A 22,922-nucleotide genomic window follows, 5' to 3' on the forward strand; every position below is an offset into this window, starting at 1 on the left:
GACAATGCCAGTTCAAAACTGGAACCTGACATTGTCACAACTGGCCATCCACTTTGAAGGTCGATTAGATGGTGAACTAGAACTTTAATTTTTAGGCTGACACAGAATTCTGAACGCCCTCTTAATAAATTAAAATTTTAAATGTCTTCGACAAGTTCTACCGCTTTAATAAATCGTTTGATTTTTTCTTGAGCTTGTCGAAGAATTTTGCTGCAAAAAAGTGTCGCTTTGCGTATCCTATAATACCTTAAAAAGATGGGTTAACACCTATCCTACCGTCGCTGTTACAGGGGGCACCTTTTATCATATTTCAATCTTTTTTATATCCTTAATAAAGCCCAATTGATAAAGCTCCATAGCGACAGCCTTTAGATCCTTGCTTTCACTGAACGAACGGTTTTCTTTACCTATAAGCTCCTGATAGCGCTTTTGCAACAGTTTTATTTCCTGCTCTTTCTTTCTACACACAATGCACTTTGTGCAATGAGCATCTACCCAAAAACCCAATTCCTCGAACCAATACTTCTGCTCTTTAGCAAAGAAGATAAATGGTCTGCCACAATTTCTGCAATTTTCTTCGATGTCCACGTAAATTTTTCTAGGATAAATGGCGTAATTCTGCTTTTCGATATTTGCTCGAATTGCTGTTTCAGGAAAACATTTCAAATTTAGGTAACGCCAATGAGCCCACCGAAGCTCTTCATCTGTAATCTTTTCTTTAGAAGGAATTGGGTGAGCCCCATACCGAGGATGGTATACATAAGTTTTAACTTTATCTTTCTTCTTGGTCATTACTTCGCAAGTAAATGTTTTACACTCGTGCATTGATAAGTGGGTTCAAAATTGGGCACGGTTTTCTGTTTTAATTCAATCATTCCTTTCAAAGCATGATAAACTCGAAGAATCGTTTGCTTCAACACCCAAAAGCTCTTTGCTACTACTCAGAAGTTAGCTTATCTCACTTGAGTGACAAGCCGCATCAAGCGTGTCTTCGCCCAATATGGCCGATGTAGCTTACCCTTAAATGCCGATTTCAAGTTAGAAGGTTCGAAACAATTATGAAAAATACCTGTTTTGAAATACGGCTGGCTCAAAACATTTGGTATTTAATGGTCATGGATGTTTTCCAAGTGCATGCCCGTCAATCCATAACAGTTCATACGCCAGTTCAATATCCTCTTTGTTGCGATTTTCACGATTAAGCTGAGCATTATGTAACCACATTTCCTGTTGACTCTTGTCAGTAACAAAACCGGAAAATAATTGTCGTGCTTTTTTAACAAACATAGCCTTTCCTCCGGTGCAACCAAACTTCCGTGTTCGATTGCTCCCTTTCATCGATATGAGGATCGAATGATTAAGCCACCATCGGCGATTTCAACATCTCAGGTTTGAATACTTCTTTCTTTAGCGTCGTTCCAACAAACCATTTACAAACCACATCTTGCTCGTCTGCGCCTGAAGCAAGATAATTTTCCTTAGCAGTGTTCGGCAGATCCCTAACAAAGTTGAATATGGTCATTTTTGTGCCACCTGAATTTAATTGAACAATGTCACCTCGTCGCATATCACACCTCCATTAAGTGGATGATTTAACAATTTGGGTATTACGTCACAAATACATACCCTCTTATACTCAAAAGGAGATGAAAAAGATGTGAAAATCTCGTGACCCGATGTGAAATTTGAGATTTACAAATAATTTCAACAACTTATAGCGATTAAAAATGTTCTAAAAAACGGTGTAATCCTGAGGTTATTCAAGAAAATCACATTTACTTCACAATGTTTTGTTTATTATTTATTTGTTTATTGAGATAACCTTTGAGTGTGCTAAGGTATTTAGCGCTTTAAATTGATTAATAAATGTCCGTATTGAATCGCTATAAATCAGAAAAGTATTATTGCGCTTTTAATTTTTTATTGAGTGCATTTATATTGCGCTCCCAGTTTGCGCCGTCGAATGTCTCATACTGAAAATCGCATTCTTCTATATTGTCCAAGCAATTCACATGAACACTGATCCCATCTGGGTGCGAACGCGGAACATAAAAAGATTTAATTCCACAGTGTTTGCAAAAGTAATGTTTAGCTACTTTAGTATTAAATTGATAACAGGATAAATCGTCTTCTCCTTTTAATAGTTTAAAATCTTCGTTTGGAACAATAAGGTGCGTATAACCTGTCATTCGGCACATCGAACAATTGCAGTGTTGAACCCTAGCTTTGCGATCGGCGGTCATTTCAAACCGAACCGCTTTACAATGGCAACCGCCTTGCAACCGGATCGATTGGCTCATCATTTATCGCTCCTCTACAAACGCCTCAATATTAACTTGAGACTCTTTATCAAATTTAATTTGCGCACTGCCAACGTATAAAAAACCAACAATTTCGTCTTGAGCTTCGAGACCCAGCCGATTTTTAAGATGAGGATTATGGGCTAAATCGCCGGTACGCCAGTAACCGGCAAACCCTTGAGCTTGCAACGCATAAAGCATGGCGTGTACACCACACCCACAAGAGACGATTTGTTCAATCGGTGGAACTTTCGGATGGTCCTGAATTTTAGCCACTGCCACAATAACCATGGGAGCACGAAGCGGTAACGATAATGTGCGCTCGCGTTGAGCAATCTCCAAATTGGGATCATCCATCAGTTTTGCAGCAAGGAAGTCTTCGCCTAATTGCTTTAAAGAATCAGGTGTTTTGTATACGAGGTACTTCCAGGGTTTTAACCCGGCATGATCCGGCGCCCGCAATGCAGCCCTATAAGCTACTTCCATTTGCTCGGGTGATGGTAAAGGCTCAATCAGTTTTCCGCAGGAGCTGCGACTTAAAAGTAATTTTATAGCGTCCATTTATTATCTCTTTAGTTAATTATTTTTTAGCCGGTAAAGAGGCATAGTATGCGGCCAAATTTTGAATATCGTCGTCAGACAATGGCTTCGCCATGGGCGTCATCTGCATGTTTTTTCGTAAGCCATCGCGAAACGCTTTAAGCTGTTGAACCGTGTAGGCTTCTTTTTGTCCCGCCAAATTAGGGTAGATATCAGCAATGCCGACACCATCCTTACCGTGGCAACTGGAACAAATCATCGATTTGGCTTTGCCTGCTTCTATATCAGCGGCTTGCGTATTTGCAATAACGGATAGCGGTACAGCAATCAAGAAAGCAATGTTTTTGATGTTCATGATTGATCCTTTGGTTTTTTGTTGGGGGACATTATAGGGGATTGTTTATTGGGGTCTAGAGGTTGGGGGCTTGCTTTACTAGGATATTTCGGCTTCGAAGATTAAAAAGAAGAAGATTGAAGTAGATGGGGATTACTTTGGCCTTTCTTCATGTTGTTCTTATAATTAAATGAATATTCAAAACTCGCCTGACACAGGGGATTGTGCTCCGCGTCCTGCTCCGCATCGCTTCGCGACCGCCGTTCCGGCGTCCAAAATCGTTTCCATACGATTTTGTCGAACCCTGAACTATTGTGGGTTCGAAACAGCTAGAGGGCCAAATAAAAAAGGCCCATCCAATTACTTGGATGGGCCTTTTTTATTTGGCGTCCCCTAGGGGATTCGAACCCCTGTTACCGCCGTGAAAGGGCGGTGTCCTAGGCCTCTAGACGAAGGGGACTGAAACGGGTCAATCTCGTTTAGAGGCGCGCATTCTATAGTTGGCTTTTCACTTTGTCAAAAGTTTTTTTACAATTAATCGCTTTAGGATAAATGTTGCGCAGACCATACTAAAACGACACGGTTTATCGTTCAAATAATATGCAACATATTTTACTTCTGCTCATTACGCTTATTTGCCCTACTTTATTTAGCGCAGAAGTTAACTATCAATTTTTACTTAATGATTCACTTAAAGAAGCAAAAGTAACTACCTGTTATAAAAAGATAAATAGTAAACTCTTTAGATCCTCCTTTAAGTTGGCTCATCGATACATCAAAGGTCTCAGCAGGCAGGTTCAACCGTACAAAAATCAAATACGAATATCGTCTGAAAAATCAGCAGACTGCTTTTGGTTATTAATCGATATCGAAAGATACCAAAAGGAAAAGACGAAACTCGGTAGGTATTTTCGCGAGTTAAAAAACGTAATGGCGTTGGACACTGGGCTTTATATTTGGCGACCGCAACATTACCCAACCGACACTCAGTTCCATTTAACGTTGCAATTGCCGGACAAATTTTCTGCCGCTCTCCCCTGGCCAAAAAGCGAACAGAATTCTTATCTCTTAAATCAATACCCGTCTTTTTTGTCGCTGGATTCTTATTTTGGTAAGCTCGATACTCACTCCCTGAAATTCGATTATGGCGCACTTAATATTAGTTATCTCAATCACATATCACCAAGCAACCAACAAAAACTGGAACGCTGGCTTTCTTTAGTCACTCAAGCGCTATTTACGGTTCAACAATCTTTACCTGGTGATCAACTGCAATTGTTCGTGCAAGACGTGAACCGCCAAAATGCCGAGGCAACACCCTTTGCAATGGTTATGCGAGGCGAAGGTTGCCACTTAACGTTTTACGTCAATAGTAATGCACCGTTTGAACAATTTATTAACGATTGGACGGCCTATCACGAATTTTCACATCTGTTACTGCCCTTTATCGACCGCCGTGACGCTTACGTCTCCGAAGGATTTGCAAGCTATATGCAGTATTTTTTGATGGTGAAAGCCGGTGTATTAAATGAAGAAGAAGCGTTTCAACGATTATGGAACGGCATTCAGCGTGGTGTGAGAGATCATAAAAACAGCAAAAATTTAACTCTTGGAGAAGCCAGTCAACAAATGCGACGCATTAAAAGTTACCGTCGCGTTTACTGGAGCGGTGCCTTACTCTGGCTAGAAGCCGAACTGACGCTCAGACAAAATGGTGAAAACCTTAATCAATTGCTGAAACAATTTCGACACTGCTGTTTTTATAAACATGAAGTCTGGCGTGCGAATGAATTAGCGGCCGAGCTGGATCGACTCTACGGAAAACCGTTATTTTTTCCGTTATTTAACAACGCTAAACAAAATACAGAGTTTCCCGATTACACTGAACTCTTTAAGCGGTTAGGGATAACCGCTAACAAACACCAGCTAGAATTTACTCCATCGGCACTGCGTCAGAATCTGATCCAGTAATCCCATATCCGGCAGTTTATGCTAAACTAGCGGACTTTCCCGCTATCCCAATTGATTTATCTTTCGAGGATTACTATGGAGCTCTCTTCTCTTACAGCGATATCTCCGGTAGACGGTCGTTATGGTTCAAAAGCCGCCGAGCTGCGCGAAATATTCAGTGAATACGGTTTAATTAAATACCGGACAACGGTTGAGGTCCGCTGGCTACAAAAACTCGCCGCAACACCCGAGATCACTGAAGTGCCCGAGTTTTCCGAAACCACCACCACTCTGTTAAACGATATTGTCGATAATTTTTCATTAGCTGATGCCGAGCGTGTAAAAGCAATCGAAGCCACAACCAATCATGATGTAAAAGCCGTCGAGTATTTATTAAAAGAGAAAACGGCAGGTAATGAAGAACTCGAGAAAGTCAGTGAGTTCATTCATTTCGCCTGTACTTCGGAAGACATCAACAACCTCTCTTATGGATTAATGTTAAAAGATGCTGGGTTGATCATTGAAGAGTATCAATCGCAAGTCATCGATGCTATTAAAAATCTGGCGCTGAAATACGCAAACATTCCCATGATGTCTCGCACTCATGGGCAGCCCGCTTCCCCTTCCACAATGGGAAAAGAAATGGCCAATGTAGTGGCTCGTTTGCGTCGACAACATGAGCAGTTCAAATCGGTCGAGCTACTCGGAAAAATAAATGGTGCGGTCGGTAATTACAACGCACATTTATCTGCTTATCCTAATATTAATTGGCCTAAATTTGCGGAAGAATTTGTAACGTCACTCGGATTAACCTTTAACCCTTACACCACACAAATTGAGCCACACGATTACATCGCCGAGTACTTTGATGCAGTCACTCGCTTTAATGTGATACTGATTGATTACGATCGTGATGTTTGGGGATACATTGCGTTAGGTCACTTCAAGCAGAAAACCGTAGCCGGCGAAATTGGTTCATCGACCATGCCGCATAAGGTAAATCCCATTGACTTTGAAAACTCCGAAGGAAACTTGGGGATCGCCAACGCGCTTTTCACGCATCTTGCACAAAAATTACCCATTTGCCGATGGCAACGCGATCTTTCCGACTCTACGGCATTACGCGCGTTAGGCATGGGTGTTGCGCACTCAATTATTGCATATAAAGCGACCTTAAAAGGCATCAGTAAACTGGAAGTTAACGAGCAATCGTTATTAGAAGAGTTAAACGATAACTGGGAGTTGCTTGCCGAACCCATTCAAACGGTCATGCGTCGGTACGGCATTGAAAAGCCTTACGAAAAATTGAAAGAGCTGACTCGCGGTAAAAAAGTGGATCAGGCTGGAATGGCCGCATTTATTGATGGCTTAGCCTTACCAGATGACGTTAAAGAGCAGTTAAAACAGCTTACACCAGCAAACTATATCGGAAATGCGATACAGCAAGCAGAAAGTATTTAGCCGTTTTAAATCATCTCCTTCGACAGGCTCATTGTATAAAAGACGATTATTGAGCCTGCCGAAGTAACTTACTATCCCGAAAGCCAAATAACTGAATACGTATCATGCTGTCCCAGCTCTCTCACCTCGACATTCCTACTTTTCTAAAGGATTTCTGGCAACAACAGCCGGTTGTTTTACGACAGCTATTACCTGACTTTAAAGATCTAATCAGTGCTGAGGAGCTGGCCGGACTTGCCCTTGAAGAAGAAGTTGAGTCCCGACTGATTCAGTTTGATAGCCATTATCAAAAATGGCAGGTTAAGCAAGGTCCGTTTTCAGAACAAACGTTTATCGAACTGCCAGAACAAAACTGGACGCTATTGGTACAAACACTGGAGCAATGGATACCGGAAGCTAATAGCCTGCTGCAACAATTTGAGTTTATTCCACAGTGGCGGCGCGATGATTTAATGGTGAGTTTCGCGACGCCCGGTGGCGGGGTCGGCCCACACATCGATCAATACGATGTGTTTTTAATTCAAGGGCAAGGCTCTCGAAAGTGGCGCGTAGGAAAGCCCAATGGTTCAGTCGATGTTTATTGTCCTCACCCCTTGTTAAAACAAGTATCAGAGTTTGATGCGATTATCGAATGCGAGCTTATGCCAGGCGATGTACTCTATATTCCACCAAATACACCCCACGATGGCGTCGCTGTTGAAAATTGCATGACTTATTCCGTTGGGTTTCGCGCTCCTTCACAACACGCATTGTGGCAACAATTGTTGATTGATCAGTTCGATCAGGAAGAGTCTGAATCCACGCGTTTTAAAGACAACGCGCCCTTAAGTGACTTTCAAAAGACTTCCCTACCTGACTCCCTACTGCCATGGCTTAAACAAAACTTGCTATCAATGAGCGATGAGCAGTTGATCATTGCCTTTGGAAAACAAGTAACCGCTATTAAATACCCGACGGAATTGCCACTTGAGACCATTAAACCAGAAACGATTTTAAACCTAAAATCAAAACCATATATTATTCAGGCCACCGAGCATAGCCGCTTCACCTGGTATGCCATGGGGGATAAGTTGCTGTTTTTTGCCAATGGCGATGTATTTCGTTTGGATATTACCCACAAAAATGCGATAGTTGAGCTGATTACGAACCGTCAGCTAAAGAGTACGCACTTCACAACTTTTCTCCAAGATGTTGATTTTGTTAACACGATTGCTAATCTTATCAATATGGGGCATTTAAACATCGATATCCTATGATCGGTGATTCGGAAACTAATATGACCACCGACTTTATAATCCGCGAAGTAAGTTGGAAAGATGCCAGTGATCTCCTCACTCAGGTTCGGGAAAAGGTATTTGTCTGCGAACAACGAGTATCCATGGAAATAGAACTCGATGGAAAAGATCCTCATTGTTATCACGTTCTGGTGACTAATATTCAAGGCGAGCCAGTTGGTACCGGCCGTATGACTCGCGACGGTAAAATTGGTCGCGTTGCGGTTTTAATGCCCTTTCGCGGCCATGGCTTAGGTTCTCGTATTTTAAAAAAACTGGTTGAAATAGCAGGCCGCGAAAAGCTCAGCCCAGTAAAGCTTCACGCGCAAATTCAGGCTGTAGATTTTTACAAGCGCCATAATTTCGTCGCTAACGGCCCGGTTTTTATGGAGGCCGGAATCCCCCATCAGTCGATGAAACGAAAACTCTGAACAATACCGAACGGTTAAAGCGGAATCATTCATGATGTTGGAAGAAGATCTGTTAAACGCGGAGCTAGGCGTTACCGACACACCCTTTTTAATCAACCGCTTATCTGAACTTAAGTTGGCGAGTTTTCGACTGTTTTCACAAGCGAAACGCCGAGTCGATATTTTCAGTTACGATTTGGAGCCTCGTGCTTTAAGTGAGCGTAACATCGAGCATTCACTCAGTGAATTAGCTCGACGAAGTCGTTATTCTCAAATTCGACTACTCGTTTTCGATACCCAAAAACTGCAAACTCTGGATCACCGCCTCGTCGCCTTATCACAAAACTTGAGCAGTTTCGTTTCCATTCGTGTTTTATCAAAAGACTTTCAGCAAATTCCTTACGGTTTTTACCTGGTCGATGATTGTGGCCTTTTGTACCGATCGAGTCACAAAGAATACGAAAGCAAAGTGTTTTTTAATGAAACCAATCAAGTGAAAGAGTATCGAAAGCAGTTTGACGATATGTGGCAACAAAGCCGAATTGCAAGTGAACTCCGTTCCCTTTCACTTTAACGCCACTCGATCATCATTCACCAATTAGTTTGAGTTCATATTATTAAGCCTCAGCAACTTGCCGAACTTGATGAGTTAGAGGTGTTGCCAATGAAATGCCCATCTCGCGAGATAGTTTTAATGCAATCTGATTGATACCATGGCGTGCATCAAGCAATTTATATGGAGATTTTACGCCATACACCAATCGCCAGACCACGCAGTGGTCGCCATTGCTGAGCGTTTTAATCGAAGGCTTTACCTGCTCTAAAGGCAAACCACTTTCAAACGAAAGAGCCCATACCTTTTCTAAAAACTCGATCGCATCTTTGGCACTTACATCGTAACCCAGGTTAAAGTCTAGACAGTCTTTTATACTTCCATTGGTATGCGATAAATTTTCTACCACACAGTTTCTGATTTGGCTGTTGGAAACGATGATCTCATGGCCTTGTACCAAGTCACGCAATGAAGTTTGCGTTAACGTAATTTGCTGTACAACAGCCAATACATCCATCGACCTTATTCGAACCACATTACCCGGTTCTAGACTACGGTTGTAGTGAATCACCAAACTCGCAATAACATCACCCAATATAAAATCTTTACTGGCGTATAAAATAACAATAAATGCGCCAACGATAGATGAGGCCTGTAACCAGTTATCGAGTTGAAGAATATTAAGGATGGCAACAAAGCTAAGTGCGATAACAAACACCAAAGCCACCAGCCCTATCATGCCACTGGTGTATGATCGCACCGTTACATTTTTACCGTTTACTTCACGTTCGGTACCAAACCGCTGAGTAATCCAAAGTTGCAGTACATGATTGATAGCAAAGGCGACCATTAGCGTTAAGCAAATCTGAGCAAAGGTTTGCCCCAGCTTAAACTGAAAAATACCAGCGACCAGATAAACGGTTAGAACGACAATATTGATTGCACGTAAAGAAGCTACTCGTCTTTTGATTTCTTTTTCGGAACGGTTGTGAGCCGCCCAGCGAATAAGCAATCCAGAAGCTAATAAAGTCATTAGATTTATAACGATAACAAAGTAATCGAGCTGGGCAAACTTGATGTTTTCTAAGGCATCTATCCATGTTTGCTTCATAAGCCTATCACCTGCTTTGTTTTTTGGATTTCCGGCAATTATAGCCACAAGTTTCTGGTTATTGTTAAACATTGTCTGATAAAGTTCGAGACTGATAATCTTTTCAACCGAGCAACGGAACCTTACTGTTCAGTTGCCACAAAAACTTACTGTACCAATGAAAAAACAAACCAGTGAATTGCTGGAAATTACCAAGTTAGGTGTTCCAGCTGTATTATCACAAATCTCTCAGATGTCGTTAGGTGTTATCGATACCATGATGGCGGGCCGAATCGATGCTGAGGCTTTGGCCGCGATTGCTGTCGGTACTAATATCCTTAATCCCGTCATTGTTTTTATAATGGGTGTTTTTCTAGCCCTCAATCCCATTGTTGCCCATCTCAATGGACGCGGTGATTTCGAAAAAATCGGTTCGGTGTTTCAGTTATCGGTCGCTGTCGCAATCGTGTTGGCCGTTCCTGCAATTTGGGCACTCAACCACTGCCTGTCTTTAATGCACTGGATTGGTATTCAACAAGCGTTGATACCAACAGTTCAGGATTACCTTTCAGCGTGTGCTTATGGCGTTATTCCCTTGTTTTGCTTTTTTGCTTTGAGATTTTGCAACGAAGGTTTGTTTTCAACGAAATCGATCATGGTGGTCTCCATTTCAGCCATTCCTTTTAATGTACTCTTCAATTACTGGTTTATTTGGGGTGGACTGGGTGTACCGGCTATGGGTGCCGTAGGCGTCGGATATGCAACCGCTTTAGTCTGGATGGTCATGTGTATTGGTATGAGCGCTTACTCGATTTTTACTCCACGCTACCAACACTTGGCAATCGTTGCTAAGTTGCACCCGATCAATTGGCAACAAGTAAAGGAAATATTCTCGTTAGGTATTCCAATGGGCGTTGGCGTTGGAATGGAAATCGCCATGTTCGCTTTAACCGGGTTGATGATCGGTCGATTTGCCATAGAAGTTGTCGCAGCCCATCAGATTGCAATTAATATTGCGTCTATGGCTTATATGGTGCCTCTGGGTCTTTCGATTGCAATTTCAGCACGCGTTGGTTTTTTCGCTGGCCGGCATCAACATGCAGCGATGGCTCATGCGGGCAAAACCGGGATTTTACTCGCAATTGTTTTGGCCTGTTTTTCTTCGGTTGGTATGTGGCTCGGTGCTCAGACCCTCGCTTCTCTTTATACTGACAACTTAAAAGTGGTGATGATTGCTGCTGAATTATTATTTTTTGCTGCCATTTTCCAACTTTCCGATGCGACTCAGGTTTCTTTAAGTGGGGCATTGCGAGGACTGAAAGATACCAAGATACCCATGGTAATTTCAGCTATTGCTTATTGGTTGTTGGGTTTTCCAGTGGGCTATTATCTGGCAGAGGTATCCGGTTATGGTGCCAGCGGTTATTGGATAGGTATTATTGTCGGCTTGAGTTCTGCCGCCGCTTTATTGTTTTTGCGATGGTGGCTAAGAGTCCGTCGAGTATAGGCAGGATTAGTTTTACTCATCAGGTAATTTTTTTAGTTCCCATCGCTCCTGCGCTGGAGCTCAAAGTTAGCGATAGAATCATGCTATGACGTATGAACTCGTCAGTGTTGGAAGTCTCCTAATAAGGGGATTATTCCGGGCCTCCTGCCGTTATCTACATGGATGTAGTGTATGCAAGTAATGCTGGAGCAATTACTTATCCACCCCTTCGGCGATGTTTAAATTTGTTCCTGACAAATTTATCGAACCCTGAACTATTGTGGGTTTGAAGCAGCTAGTGATTACCAAATAAAAAAGCCCAGCTCACAAAAGCTGGGCTTTTTTATTTGGCGTCCCCTAGGGGATTCGAACCCCTGTTACCGCCGTGAAAGGGCGGTGTCCTAGGCCTCTAGACGAAGGGGACTAAACCTTCTTAAACTTGGTGAAGCTAAACGGGGGATACAACAACTCGTTCGAACCCTGTTCTCACCGACACCATTCAGTGTTCAACCTAACATAAACACTTGAAACTTGGTGGAGCTAAGCGGGATCGAACCGCTGACCTCTACAATGCCATTGTAGCGCTCTCCCAGCTGAGCTATAGCCCCAAATTGGAGGCGCATTGTAATGAGCCAACTTCATGCTGTCAACACAAAAGTTTAAATTTTTCTGCAGTCTAATAGTTGATTATTTGTTATACATCAAAACGTTAGCGCAATTTCTTTATTTTAATTTTTCATGACGCATATGCAATAAAGCGCTTTGGATCAAAAGCCGAAAATGTTATCTTTAAGGGCATAAAAAGAATTATTGTTGAGCCCCTGCTTCCCTTCCTGGGCTCAACATCAAACCAATACAAGACCCAATACCTACACATACGCGTAGCTACAGTGTCACGCCACTGGTCTACACTAAAGATGAAAATCAATGGTTAACCTTCGAGGATAGTGAGTATCGTGTTTAAGCGAACCAAAATAGTTACGACTTTAGGGCCGGCAACGGATAATGAAGAATCACTTAAAGCACTGTTTAAAGCAGGCGCAAATGTTGTTCGAATGAACTTTTCGCACGGTTCAGCCGAAGATCACCTTCGCCGCACCGAATTAGTCCGCAAAGTATCGAAAGAGATGGGAATCGAAGTTGCGGTTTTGGGTGATTTGCAAGGCCCTAAAATTCGGATCGCGCGCTTTATCGACGGAAAAATCGAATTGAAAAATGGCGAACGCTTTTGTCTCGATGCAAGTCTTGACTCAAACTCAGGTAACAATCAAGAAGTCGGAATTGATTACAAAGAACTGCCAAACGACTGTCAGCCCGGAGATGTCTTGTTACTAGACGATGGTCGTGTTGAGTTGGAAATTACACATATTAAAGGATCGCGCGTTGAAACCCGAGTGGTCATTGGTGGCGTATTAAGCAATAACAAAGGCATTAATAAAAAAGGCGGTGGATTATCAGCGCCAGCATTGACTGAAAAAGACGCGGAAGACATAAAGCTTGCTGCGTCAATGAATGTGGACTATCTCGCGGTATCCTTTCCTCGTAGCGCTGAAGATATTGAGCACGCACAACAAATGTTAAACGATGCAGGCAGTAACGCCGGCATCGTTGCTAAAATTGAACGAGCTGAAGTGGTTCAGTCCGAAGAAATACTGGATGACATTATCCTAGCCTCTTCTGCTGTTATGGTTGCTCGCGGCGATCTGGGTGTCGAAATTGGCGATGCTGAGTTGATTGGCGTACAAAAGAAAATCATTGCACGAGCGCGTACGCTCGATCGCGTGGTGATCACCGCAACTCAAATGATGGAGTCCATGATAACCAACGCCATTCCAACACGTGCTGAGGTGTTCGATGTGGCCAATGCAGTTTTGGATGGTACTGACGCTGTTATGTTATCCGCCGAAACAGCAACCGGTGCTCACCCTATTCGTGTGGTTGAAGCCATGGCTCGCGCCTGTCAGGGCGCCGAGAAGCAAAAAGTCACCCAAATTTCAAAGCATCGGATGCTCGACGAGTTTGACCGTGTTGATGAGGCGATTGCCATGGCAACCATGTACACGGCGAACCACTTAAAAGGCGTAAAGGCGATTTGCTGTTTAACAGAATCGGGTGCCACTGCATTGTGGATGTCACGGATCCGCTCGGGTATGCCAATTTATGCGCTTACACCACGCGTCGATACGCAAAGGCGCATGGCCCTGTACCGTGGTGTAGAAGCCATTCCGTTTAATCCTGCTGTATTAGCCCGCCACGACGTGAATCGATTAGCGGTTGAAGAATTAAAAAAGCGACGTATTGTTGAAGACGGCGATTTAGTATTGCTAACCAAAGGCGATCATATGGGAATTTTAGGCGGTACCAATGCGATGAAGATTGTTCGTGTTGGTAACGTTATATAGGTATTCGTCGATCTGTTTTATTCCTCAGGAAGCATTAACCACAACGTTAAAGCTCCCTGAGATTCGCTAAGCGGCTATTTCAAGTCAGATTTCAACTAACCTGCAATACGCTCTTCCATTTGCCCAACAATATTTTGTGTATTAGCTGCGTTAGGGACTGAGCCTGAACTCACAGCATCTTTCGCCCATTGAAATGTACTGATGCCGTCATGCTCTTGGTAATTCAAATCGTCTTTACTGATTTTTTTGATGATGAAAGAAGATACATCGAGAGAGCCGTAATAAGTCGCTGCTCTTAACAGTGAGCCTCCAGGGAACTGCTCGCTAGGCTGGCAAACCAGGCCAGTATAAACATTTCGCAATTCAAGATTCGCAGACTTTAACTTTTTGCGGATACTGGTTCGGTCATCATTTTTAATGTATTCGCAAATTGAATCAGAAAGTCGAGCAAATTCATCGGAACTAGCCAAAGCAAAATTAGAAAGCAGAATAATTGAAAGAGTTGCGAAGAGTTTTTTCATGGAAATCTCCAAAAAATAAAAGGTTATTTCGAGGAGATAAGAGCCTACCGTTTAAGGTTACGAAGACCTGATCCCGGTAACCCCGCTGTCATAGACGAAATAATTTTCACTATTCTGCCCTTAGACCGGTAGCTTTGCGCCCTGAACTTTTCACTTCAGGTTGCCCTTATCAAGAATCTGGGCGCATTTTAATGGAATCAGGCGCCAACGCAAGTCTTTTTTGGCTGTTTTTCAATCACGAATAGAAGTTGCTTTAACAAAAAGCTCTATATCATTGCTTTAATAGCAATTTTATACCTTACTATCGTTTCAACGCTAACGTTTTCAAACGACCAAATAAGTACCCTATTCCACCAAGCCCAATGCCGCCATACCCTAAAATCAAATACAACTGAGACCCTTTCTGCTGCCCAAAGTACATAAAGAGCACTCCGGCGATAAACAACAACATCGATGAGTACACCAACATTTGCAATCGCTGTGTTTTTTTAAGCCGGATAATACGAGCCGCTCGTTGTAAATCTTCTTCGCTCGCACTTTTGGTAGCGTACCCACAATGACTGCAAATTACAGCTTTATCAGAAATTGGTTTACGACATTCCGGACATTTAACAATGGCCATTGATTCACCCCTATAACAAAACGATCAGGACTCTAGAGTTTTACTCACTACTTCGTACACGTCTTTCGACAGCCCAGGCTTATTTTTTATTTCAGTAAGCTGTTGCCGAACAATGGATTGACGTTGCGCATCCAACTTTTTTAAACACGCAAACTGTTTCGCCAAATTAGCTGAGACCTGTGCATTAATACTGTCGAGCTTATCAATAATATCGGTGATCAGTCGATAGCCATTTCCCGAAGCATGATGAAATTGCGCGAAGTTTAATGATGCAAAACTGGAGTAAAGGGCTCGCACTTTGTTCGGATTTTTAATGGAAAATACCGGGTGTTCACTTAATGACTGAATGGTATCGATGACCGACTCATTGTCTGAGGTCGATTGTACCATTAACCATTTGTCCATCACTAAGGCTTCGTCTTTCCACTTTTCATAAAACGATTTCTTAATAGTATTTGCATTACTGAGGTCAGCATGAACCGCTACACGAAAAGCCGCTAACTCATCGGTCATTAACTGTGCACTTTCAAACTGCTTTTGTACCAGCGCTGAACTTCCTTCATCAGCAATGGATAAATAATGCAGTGCCAGGTTTTTCAATGCGCGATTGGCAATGGCCGACTGTTCTAAACTTTGCTCTCCATGAATCTGAAGCGACTGATAACAGGTTAGCCAATGAGCGCTCAGCTTTTGTGCTAAGTGCGTCCGTAGCTTTCGGTGTTGATCAACTAATTGCTCAATTCCCACTTTCCAATGACTTTCGAAAACCGATTTAATCTCTGGCAAAGACAGTGCTCGCGCTTTAAATGCACTATCCAGCTTTTCGTCATTCAAAATATGAGTAAACGCTGATTCGATCAAAGGTAATAACTGATCGTCTCGTGTTACCAAAAATTGTTCCATTAACGTTTGTCCTGCATCCCATCGGGTATATGTGTTTTGATCATGCGCGAACAACAAGGCAAATTCATTTTGTGTCAAGTTCGTCACTAATTTTACAGGTGCTGAAAAATCACGAAGTAATGATGGCACACATGCTTCATTCACATTATATAAAGTGACTTCCTGATGCTCTTCTTTTACCACAATTAACGCTTCTTCTACGTCTGTATCCGACTCGTTCATCGAAAAGCTTAAACTTTTACCACGGCTTCCCACTAGCCCTAATTTAACGGGAATATAAAACGGTTGTTTTGCTGAGTCGTGGCCGGGGGTTTGCTTAAACGTTAACTTTAACTGCCGTACTTTTTCCAAATATTCACTGTGTACGTTTAACTCGGGCGTTCCCGCTTGGGAATACCAGCGTTTAAACAACTCCAAATCGAACCGATTAGCATCCGCCATTGCTGCAGTAAAATCATCGCACGTTGCAGCACTGCCATCGTGACGCTCAAAATACAATGCCATTCCTTTTTGAAAGCCCTCTTCACCCAACAGTGTATGCAGCATGCGAATAACTTCTGCACCTTTGTTGTAAACCGTAACCGTATAAAAATTATTCATTTCTATATAAGATTCTGGCCGAATTGGATGTGCCATGGGACCCGCATCTTCGGCAAACTGAAAGCTGCGGATCACTTTGACATCATCGATGCGCTTTACCGCACGCGAACGCATATCTTCAGTAAATTGTTGATCGCGAAAAACCGTTAAACCTTCTTTTAAACTGAGTTGGAACCAGTCACGACAGGTTACGCGATTGCCCGTCCAATTATGGAAATACTCGTGACCGATAACACTCTCGATGTTTTCAAAATCCTGATCGGTTGCTGTTTTCGGATTCGCTAAGACATATTTCGTATTAAAAATATTTAACCCTTTATTCTCCATCGCCCCCATGTTGAAATCACCGACAGCAACGATCATGTAAAGATCAAGATCGTATTCAAGGTTATACCTTTTTTCATCCCAACGCATGGCGTTAATTAAAGACTCCATTGCGAATTGGCTTTGGTCCAGTTTCCCTTTATCGACAAACAATTGCAGCTTAACTTCTCGTCCACTGCGGGTCACAAAATGCTCTTCGAGCCGATCGAGATCGCCTGCAACCAAAGCAAACAAATAGCTGGGCTTCGGAAAGGGATCGTGCCACTTCATAAAATGCCGATTATCGCCAACTTCGCCACTTTGTTGAGGGTTACCATTACAAAGCAACAACGGATATTGCGCTTTATCGGCTTCGATGGTGACAAAATATTCGGCCAGAACATCAGGGCGATCCAAAAAGTACGTAATCTTTCGAAACCCTTCAGCTTCGCATTGAGTACAAAACTTATTGTTAGATGTGTATAAACCTTCCAGAGAAGTGTTTTTCTGCGGATAAATTTTGCACTCGGTTGCAAACACAAATTTATCTTTTACTTTTTTTAAAAGCATACCTTCGTCATCTAAACAATACTCATCCTGAGATAGTTGCTCGCCATCTAACCGGCAATTGAGTAACTCCAGTTGTTCACCATCAAACTTTATTTCTTGCGCAGATAAGTCGCCTTTCGGGTTGCGCCGCAACAAAAGCTCTGATTTCACCAAGACATACTCGTCGTGCAAATCAAAATGCAGCGTCACTTTATCGATCAAAAAATTGGATGGTCGGTAATCCGAGCGATGTTTTGTTATGGGAACCTGAGCATCTTTCATGAATCTTCCTCTGGTAGATGAATGAAGCAACTGTCTTCGATGTCACAAAGCGTATCGGAAAGCGTAACAGATAAAAACCCAAAACCGTCAACTGGTCTGATTTGTTACGAATGAGGGGGTAAAATCCGTCAAATCTGAACAAAATCCGCACAATGGAACACAAGTTTTACAGTTTTGCGCTATACAAATGGACTTTAGATCCTTATGATCGGCGCCGCAAGAAACACAGAGATTTAAGGGCATTTCTAAAAATGAGTATTTTTCTGTGAGAGCAAGGCGACACTGCGCGAAAAACCGGAGTGTACTAAAGCTACATGAGAAATTAAGCACTAAGCCAACGCGGCTTTCGCTGAAGAAGACTTTTTTAGAAGTGCCCTTTCAAAGAATAGCCATAGATCAGTCGACACTTGTTCGGCTGCCTCTAAAGGAGGTTAGTTGTGACCACGGTTGCAAAGTTTGAAATAAAGTACACACAGTACATCGACGAAAACGGGAAACCGACTACTAAAAAACTCCCCGCTTTTGCCAAGGACGTCAAAACCCTTAAATCCTTGTATCGTGCGATGTGTCAAGTAAGACAACTCGACACCAAAGCTTACGCACTTCAACGTACCGGAAAAATGGGTACTTATCCTGCAGCCACCGGACAAGAAGCCATTGGCGTCGGTTTTGGCTCTGCACTGAACAAAGAAGATGTGTTAGTACCTTATTACCGCGGCCAGGCTGCGATGATTCAGCATGGCGTAACCATGGAAGAAGTCCTGCTTTATTGGGGCGGCGATGAACGCGGTTCAGACTTTAAAAACGCCCGTGAAGATTTTCCAATTGCAGTACCCATCGCAACTCAATGCTTGCACGCAGCTGGTATTGCCAAAGCCATGCAATTACGCGGTGAAAAACGTTGTGTTGCGACCGAAATTGGTGAAGGAGGCACCTCAGAAGGCGACTTTTATGAAGCCATTAATGTCGCCGGTATCTGGAATCTAGGCGTTGTATTCGTCATCAACAACAATCAGTGGGCCATTTCCGTTCCATCTGAAATTCAAACCGCTTGCGAAACCTACGCTCAAAAAGCCATTGCCGCGGGCATAGAAGCGGTTCAGGTGGATGGTAACGATATTATTGCTGTGCGTGACGCTGCCGAAAAAGCTTACAAAAAAGCACGTGAAGGCAAAGGTCCAACACTGATTGAGGCCGTTTCCCTTCGACTTTGCGACCATACCACGGCAGACGATGCCCGCCGTTACCGTCCGGAGGGTGAATTGGATGAAGGCTGGAAAGCAGAACCTATTATTCGCCTACGAAAATACCTTGAGTCATTAAACGCCTGGTCGGAAGAAGATGAAGAAGCCATGCAAAAGGAAATCGCAGCCGAAGTGCAACAAGCGGTCGACAATTACGTGAACCTTCCGCCCGATGGACCTGAAGCCATGTTTGATTACCTTTACGAAGAATTACCGGCACGTACTATGGAACAACGCGAATACGCGATTGCACGTGCACAAGCCAAAGGAGCCAAATAATGCCAGCTGTGACTCTAATTGAAGCCGTTAATTTGGCGCTTGCGCATGAAATGGCGAACGATGAAACCGTTGTTGCATTAGGCGAAGACGTCGGCGTTAATGGCGGCGTATTTCGTGCGACCGATGGCTTACAGCAAAAGTTTGGTAAAGATCGTGTCATTGACACGCCCCTTGCTGAGTCGATGATTGCTGGTGTGTCTATCGGTATGGCTGCCCAAGGCATTAAACCCGTTGCCGAAATTCAATTTATGGGCTTTATTTTTCCGGCAGCCGATCAAATTATTTGCCATATGGCACGTATGCGACATCGTACTCGTGGGCGTATCACGTTACCCATGGTATTACGTGCGCCTTTTGGTGGCGGTATTCATGCACCAGAACATCACTCTGAAAGTACCGAAGCATTATTTGCGCATATTCCAGGCCTTAAAGTAGTCATTCCTTCAAACCCCTCACGAGCCTACGGTTTGATGCTGGCCGCCATTCGCGATCCTGATCCGGTGATATTTCTTGAGCCAAAACGAGTTTATCGAATAGTGAAGCACGAAGTTGAAGACAATGGCGAAGATTACCCGATTGGCTGCTGTTTCGTTGATCGTGAAGGAACCGACATTACCTTGATCAGCTGGGGCGCCATGTTACATGAAACCAATATGGCCGCGGAACAGCTGGCAAAAGAAGGCATTAGCGCCGAAGTGATTGATGTCGCTACCGTTAGTCCATTGGACATTGACACAATCTTAGAGTCAGTAGAAAAAACAGGACGCGCTTTGATCGTTCAGGAAGCGCCCAAAGCAGGCGCCTTGGGATCTGAAATCGCAGCTGAAATCGCGGAAAAGCGCGTATTCAGTTTATTAGCGCCCATCGGTCGCGTGTCTGGATACGATACGGTGATGCCTTACTATCGTCTGGAAAAGCAGTACATGCCAACTGTGGATCGTATACTCGAACAAGCCAGAAAAATAGTGGAGTACAAATGAAAATCTTCAACTTACCCGATTTAGGCGAAGGACTACCAGACGCCGAAGTGGTTCGCTGGCTAGTCAAAGAAGGCGATACCGTTAAGGTCGATCAACCGATGGTTGAAATGGAAACTGCTAAGGCAGTTGTTGAAGTTCCTTCTCCGTTTGATGGCAAAATAACGAAATTGCATGGCCAGCCTGGTGACGTTATACAGGTCGGCGCAACACTGGTTGAATTCGACGGTGCTGGCTCTGGTGAAACCAGCAGCCCAAAAACTGAAGTTGAGTCGAAACCCACTCCGTCGCCAGCAGCAGCACCAACAACAGGTGGCGCTGAAGAAGTCTTCAAGCTGCCGGATCTGGGTGAAGGTTTGCCTGATGCAGAAGTGGTACGTTGGCTGGTAAAAGAAGGCGATACTGTTGCGGTTGATCAACCCATGGTTGAAATGGAGACCGCTAAGGCCGTTGTAGAAGTCCCCTCTCCTTCCGCTGGTGTGATCAGGAAATTACATGGGCAGGCCGGAGATGTCATTCAAGTGGGTGCTCCATTAGTCACTTTTGGACACGCTGGCGGCGTTGATACGTCGGCCGCTGCGAAGGCAGAAACAAGCGCTGAAGAAGCATCAGAAAAAAGCGCCGATGCAGGAACCGTTGTAGGCGCGGTGGAAGTTGGTAACCAGGTTGTTTCAGAATCGGCAAATGCGGTTGTTAAAGCTTTAGCACGCAAGCTTAAAGTGGATTTGAATCAAGTAACCGGTACCGGTGCAAACGGAAAAATCACTCAAAATGATGTGCGTAACGCAGCTCAATCTGGCGCTGCCACACGTGATGCTCAATCAACATCAACACCGGTTGCGGGCACCGATACTAGCAATCCTTTGGCTTATAAAGCCTCACCTGCGGTTCGCGCACTGGCTCGCCGTCTTGGTGTTGATTTGGGACAGTGTCAAGCTTCCGGTCGTAAAGGCAGTATTACTCGCGCTGATGTTGAATCGGCCTCAAAAGGGAGTGCACCTACAACGTCAGCTACCGGAACTCAAGCAGCAACCGTCAAACCAAGCCCTGCTTCTTCAGGTCGACTGCCCAGTGTGAGTGTCACTCGTGAGCCTCAAGCGGTTCGAGGTGTAAGACGTGCCATGGCACAGGGCATGGCACACTCTCATGCCACGGTGGTCCCGACCACCTTAGTCGAAGATGTCAACATCAGTAAGTGGCGTAAAGGTACCGATTCACTGGCACGCTACATTCGAGCATTGGTTTATGCGGCACGCATTGAGCCAGCATTAAATGCCTGGTTTGATGGCGACAACATGGAGCGATTGTTACATCCCAATGTAAATGTTGGTATTGCGGTTGATACACCCGATGGTTTGTATGTTCCGGTAGTTCATGATGCGGATCAAAAATCTATGGCGGAATCACGAGCTCGAGTTCAAGAGTTGCGTGACAAAATTAGCAACAAAGCAATTAAACCCGATGACTTGGCGAACGCGACCATTACTCTTTCCAACTTTGGTTCCATTGCCGGTCGTTACGGAACACCCGTCGTTTCACCACCGCAAGTTGCCATTCTTGGCACCGGTCGATTCCGCAATGAGTTGCAATTAACCGACAAAGGCGTTGAAAATCAACGCATGCTACCGCTATCACTCACGTTTGATCACCGTGCATGTACCGGCGGAGAAGCCGCGCGATTTTTAGCAGCTGTGATGGAAGATTTAGCAAAAGCTGAGTAGCTTTAAAGCGCAGTTGATAGACTAAGCCCTTACCAATATGTAAGGGCTTTTTTGTTTGATAGACTGTGACTTATAAACGATTTCAATTGAGTCACTAATAACAATGCAAAAGTTCTCACAACGGCTTTTTGGAAACTCTTTAGAATTTAGTAGTTATTCCGTTGGAAAGTATCGATCGTTTACAACTGGAACAACAACTTGATAAAAACTAGAAGGCATTTATCAATGATAAGGAATGTATCGAACGAAAGATAGAAAGTTTTTACTATTACGTTAAGGACTCGTAAATGACTTCGTAAGAACTAAACTTTCGAATATTGATCACTCCTGTATCAAGCAACAAATATTGTCCTATTATGCCTTTCAATTCGCCTTCAACTACGGTGTTTTTATCGAAATTGTGTGAAACAATTTTCTTTGGGTATTCTTGAACCGGATATTCGATTTCAACAACGGGCGATTCAATGGGTTGAATGTTTTCACCACCAAACTGTGTAATGACTTTTTCTAATGATTGCTGTAACTCTTGTTTTAACTCGGCAGCTTTTGCTTTTAAATCGACAGGATCAGCAGTGCCTTTTAACATAGCTCGCCAATTCGTTTTATCGGCAATCAAATCTTTAAAAGCATGCTCAATAAACCCAGACTGTTGACGCGTCGCCACTTCAAATAAAATACACGCTTGAGTGGCACCTTGATCGATCCAACGTGTCGGCACCTGTGAGTGCCTCGTAATGCCGACTTTTAGTCCACTGGTGTTGGATAAATACACGTAATGTGGGATAAAACAATTTTGCTCACCCCACTCTGGCTCACGACAAGTGCCCTCGTGATAGTGGCAAGTCTCTGGCTTTAAAATACACATATCGCATGCAGCCAGTTTTTTCATGCAAGGGTAGCAGTACCCTTGAGAAAAACTTTTTTTAGTTTTAGTACCACAATTGGAACAATAGATATTCCCGGTATGAGTGAGTCGAATATTCTGACCTATAAGTGAATTCAACGGGATTAATTCTTCACCAATGGGTAAAAAATACTGGACGGGATGCTCGTGTTTTGAGCGGAGCTTTTTAAGAGTGCCGGATATCATGCGTAATACAGCTAAAGTATGGGAACGTGTA

The 22,922-nt window shown here is 43.5% G+C and carries 21 protein-coding genes, 3 tRNA genes and 1 riboswitch; of the genes, 10 read left to right on the plus strand and 14 right to left on the minus strand.

All coding sequences use genetic code 11. The features are described from left to right. Positions 1 to 303: 303 nt before the first annotated feature. From ACTUJY_RS20045 to ACTUJY_RS20075, 7 genes are all read right to left on the minus strand, one after another. On the minus strand, positions 304 to 792 hold the full coding sequence (locus tag ACTUJY_RS20045) for a zinc-ribbon domain containing protein (RefSeq protein WP_463617920.1): 489 nt from the start codon (positions 790 to 792) through the stop codon (positions 304 to 306). Between the two features lie 321 nt (positions 793 to 1,113). Beyond that, the gene (locus ACTUJY_RS20050) at positions 1,114 to 1,287 is read right to left on the minus strand and encodes a hypothetical protein (RefSeq protein ID WP_463617921.1); all 174 of its coding nucleotides are present in this window, start codon (positions 1,285 to 1,287) and stop codon (positions 1,114 to 1,116) included. 70 nt (positions 1,288 to 1,357) lie between these two features. Continuing rightward, positions 1,358 to 1,567, minus strand: a complete 210-nt coding sequence (locus tag ACTUJY_RS20055; RefSeq protein ID WP_463617922.1) for a DUF2158 domain-containing protein — start codon at positions 1,565 to 1,567, stop codon at positions 1,358 to 1,360. A gap of 334 nt (positions 1,568 to 1,901) precedes the next feature. Beyond that, the gene (locus tag ACTUJY_RS20060) at positions 1,902 to 2,303 is read right to left on the minus strand and encodes a GFA family protein (protein ID WP_463617923.1); all 402 of its coding nucleotides are present in this window, start codon (positions 2,301 to 2,303) and stop codon (positions 1,902 to 1,904) included. After that, the gene (locus tag ACTUJY_RS20065; RefSeq protein WP_463617924.1) at positions 2,304 to 2,861 is read right to left on the minus strand and encodes a nitroreductase family protein; all 558 of its coding nucleotides are present in this window, start codon (positions 2,859 to 2,861) and stop codon (positions 2,304 to 2,306) included. Positions 2,862 to 2,880: 19 nt separating this feature from the next. Next, a complete protein-coding gene (locus ACTUJY_RS20070) occupies positions 2,881 to 3,195 on the minus strand; it encodes a c-type cytochrome (protein ID WP_463617925.1) in 315 nt (104 codons plus the stop codon). Between the two features lie 363 nt (positions 3,196 to 3,558). Continuing rightward, a tRNA-Glu gene (locus ACTUJY_RS20075) sits at positions 3,559 to 3,634 on the minus strand. A gap of 470 nt (positions 3,635 to 4,104) precedes the next feature. Between ACTUJY_RS20075 and ACTUJY_RS20080 the strand changes: the two genes are divergently transcribed. The 5 genes from ACTUJY_RS20080 (at position 4,105) to ACTUJY_RS20100 (ending at position 8,843) form a co-directional block, all read left to right on the plus strand. Beyond that, positions 4,105 to 5,145, plus strand: coding sequence for a M61 family metallopeptidase (locus ACTUJY_RS20080; RefSeq protein ID WP_463617926.1), 1,041 nt, complete (start codon positions 4,105 to 4,107; stop codon positions 5,143 to 5,145). Between the two features lie 75 nt (positions 5,146 to 5,220). Beyond that, positions 5,221 to 6,585: an adenylosuccinate lyase gene (purB, locus tag ACTUJY_RS20085; protein WP_463617927.1), complete on the plus strand. Its 1,365-nt coding sequence runs from the start codon at positions 5,221 to 5,223 to the stop codon at positions 6,583 to 6,585. 104 nt (positions 6,586 to 6,689) lie between these two features. Beyond that, a complete protein-coding gene (locus tag ACTUJY_RS20090; protein WP_463617928.1) occupies positions 6,690 to 7,841 on the plus strand; it encodes a cupin domain-containing protein in 1,152 nt (383 codons plus the stop codon). A gap of 20 nt (positions 7,842 to 7,861) precedes the next feature. Further along, positions 7,862 to 8,290 (plus strand): GNAT family N-acetyltransferase, encoded by a 429-nt coding sequence (locus ACTUJY_RS20095; RefSeq protein ID WP_463617929.1) that lies wholly within the window; start codon positions 7,862 to 7,864, stop codon positions 8,288 to 8,290. 31 nt (positions 8,291 to 8,321) lie between these two features. Next, complete coding sequence (locus ACTUJY_RS20100; RefSeq protein ID WP_463617930.1) at positions 8,322 to 8,843, plus strand: DUF7931 domain-containing protein; 522 nt, start codon at positions 8,322 to 8,324, stop codon at positions 8,841 to 8,843. A gap of 43 nt (positions 8,844 to 8,886) precedes the next feature. Here ACTUJY_RS20100 and ACTUJY_RS20105 read toward each other — a convergent pair whose 3' ends face one another. After that, positions 8,887 to 9,933, minus strand: coding sequence for a mechanosensitive ion channel domain-containing protein (locus ACTUJY_RS20105; RefSeq protein ID WP_463617931.1), 1,047 nt, complete (start codon positions 9,931 to 9,933; stop codon positions 8,887 to 8,889). 157 nt (positions 9,934 to 10,090) lie between these two features. Here ACTUJY_RS20105 and ACTUJY_RS20110 point away from each other — a divergent pair, with 157 nt between their 5' ends. Then, complete coding sequence (locus ACTUJY_RS20110; RefSeq protein ID WP_463617932.1) at positions 10,091 to 11,419, plus strand: MATE family efflux transporter; 1,329 nt, start codon at positions 10,091 to 10,093, stop codon at positions 11,417 to 11,419. Between the two features lie 327 nt (positions 11,420 to 11,746). Here ACTUJY_RS20110 and ACTUJY_RS20115 read toward each other — a convergent pair. Both ACTUJY_RS20115 and ACTUJY_RS20120 read right to left on the minus strand, forming a co-directional pair. Beyond that, positions 11,747 to 11,822: transfer RNA gene (locus ACTUJY_RS20115), tRNA-Glu, on the minus strand. A 108-nt stretch (positions 11,823 to 11,930) separates the two neighbouring features. Then, positions 11,931 to 12,006 (minus strand) — tRNA-Ala (locus ACTUJY_RS20120). 348 nt (positions 12,007 to 12,354) lie between these two features. Here ACTUJY_RS20120 and pyk point away from each other — a divergent pair. After that, on the plus strand, positions 12,355 to 13,800 hold the full coding sequence (gene pyk / locus ACTUJY_RS20125) for a pyruvate kinase (RefSeq protein ID WP_463617933.1): 1,446 nt from the start codon (positions 12,355 to 12,357) through the stop codon (positions 13,798 to 13,800). 95 nt (positions 13,801 to 13,895) lie between these two features. On the opposite strand, the gene ACTUJY_RS20130 is transcribed toward pyk, so the two are convergent. The 3 genes from ACTUJY_RS20130 to pepN all read right to left on the minus strand — a co-directional run bounded on the left by ACTUJY_RS20130 (position 13,896) and on the right by pepN (position 17,580). Next, positions 13,896 to 14,321 (minus strand): DUF3718 domain-containing protein, encoded by a 426-nt coding sequence (locus ACTUJY_RS20130; protein WP_463617934.1) that lies wholly within the window; start codon positions 14,319 to 14,321, stop codon positions 13,896 to 13,898. Positions 14,322 to 14,393: 72 nt separating this feature from the next. Next, positions 14,394 to 14,496, minus strand: a riboswitch (cyclic di-GMP riboswitch). Positions 14,497 to 14,622: 126 nt separating this feature from the next. Continuing rightward, the gene (locus ACTUJY_RS20135) at positions 14,623 to 14,943 is read right to left on the minus strand and encodes a zinc-ribbon domain-containing protein (RefSeq protein ID WP_463617935.1); all 321 of its coding nucleotides are present in this window, start codon (positions 14,941 to 14,943) and stop codon (positions 14,623 to 14,625) included. A gap of 24 nt (positions 14,944 to 14,967) precedes the next feature. Beyond that, the gene (pepN, locus tag ACTUJY_RS20140; protein WP_463617936.1) at positions 14,968 to 17,580 is read right to left on the minus strand and encodes an aminopeptidase N; all 2,613 of its coding nucleotides are present in this window, start codon (positions 17,578 to 17,580) and stop codon (positions 14,968 to 14,970) included. Between the two features lie 437 nt (positions 17,581 to 18,017). Here pepN and pdhA point away from each other — a divergent pair, with 437 nt between their 5' ends. Genes pdhA through ACTUJY_RS20155 form a run of 3 tightly spaced genes read left to right on the plus strand, consistent with a single transcriptional unit; the run spans position 18,018 to position 21,801 of the window. Beyond that, positions 18,018 to 19,103, plus strand: coding sequence for a pyruvate dehydrogenase (acetyl-transferring) E1 component subunit alpha (gene pdhA, locus ACTUJY_RS20145; RefSeq protein WP_463617937.1), 1,086 nt, complete (start codon positions 18,018 to 18,020; stop codon positions 19,101 to 19,103). Next, positions 19,103 to 20,083 (plus strand): alpha-ketoacid dehydrogenase subunit beta, encoded by a 981-nt coding sequence (locus ACTUJY_RS20150; protein ID WP_463617938.1) that lies wholly within the window; start codon positions 19,103 to 19,105, stop codon positions 20,081 to 20,083. Before pdhA ends, ACTUJY_RS20150 begins: the two co-directional genes overlap by 1 nt. Next, a complete protein-coding gene (locus ACTUJY_RS20155) occupies positions 20,080 to 21,801 on the plus strand; it encodes a 2-oxo acid dehydrogenase subunit E2 (protein WP_463617939.1) in 1,722 nt (573 codons plus the stop codon). The genes ACTUJY_RS20150 and ACTUJY_RS20155 overlap by 4 nt, the downstream gene beginning before the upstream one ends. Before the next feature lie 268 nt (positions 21,802 to 22,069). Here the strand turns inward: ACTUJY_RS20155 and ACTUJY_RS20160 are convergent, their stop codons facing one another. Next, positions 22,070 to 22,891, minus strand: coding sequence for a DUF2797 domain-containing protein (locus ACTUJY_RS20160; RefSeq protein ID WP_463617940.1), 822 nt, complete (start codon positions 22,889 to 22,891; stop codon positions 22,070 to 22,072). Positions 22,892 to 22,922 lie beyond the last annotated feature (31 nt).

The sequence above is a fragment of the Pleionea sp. WD8-19 genome (genome assembly GCF_055326765.1).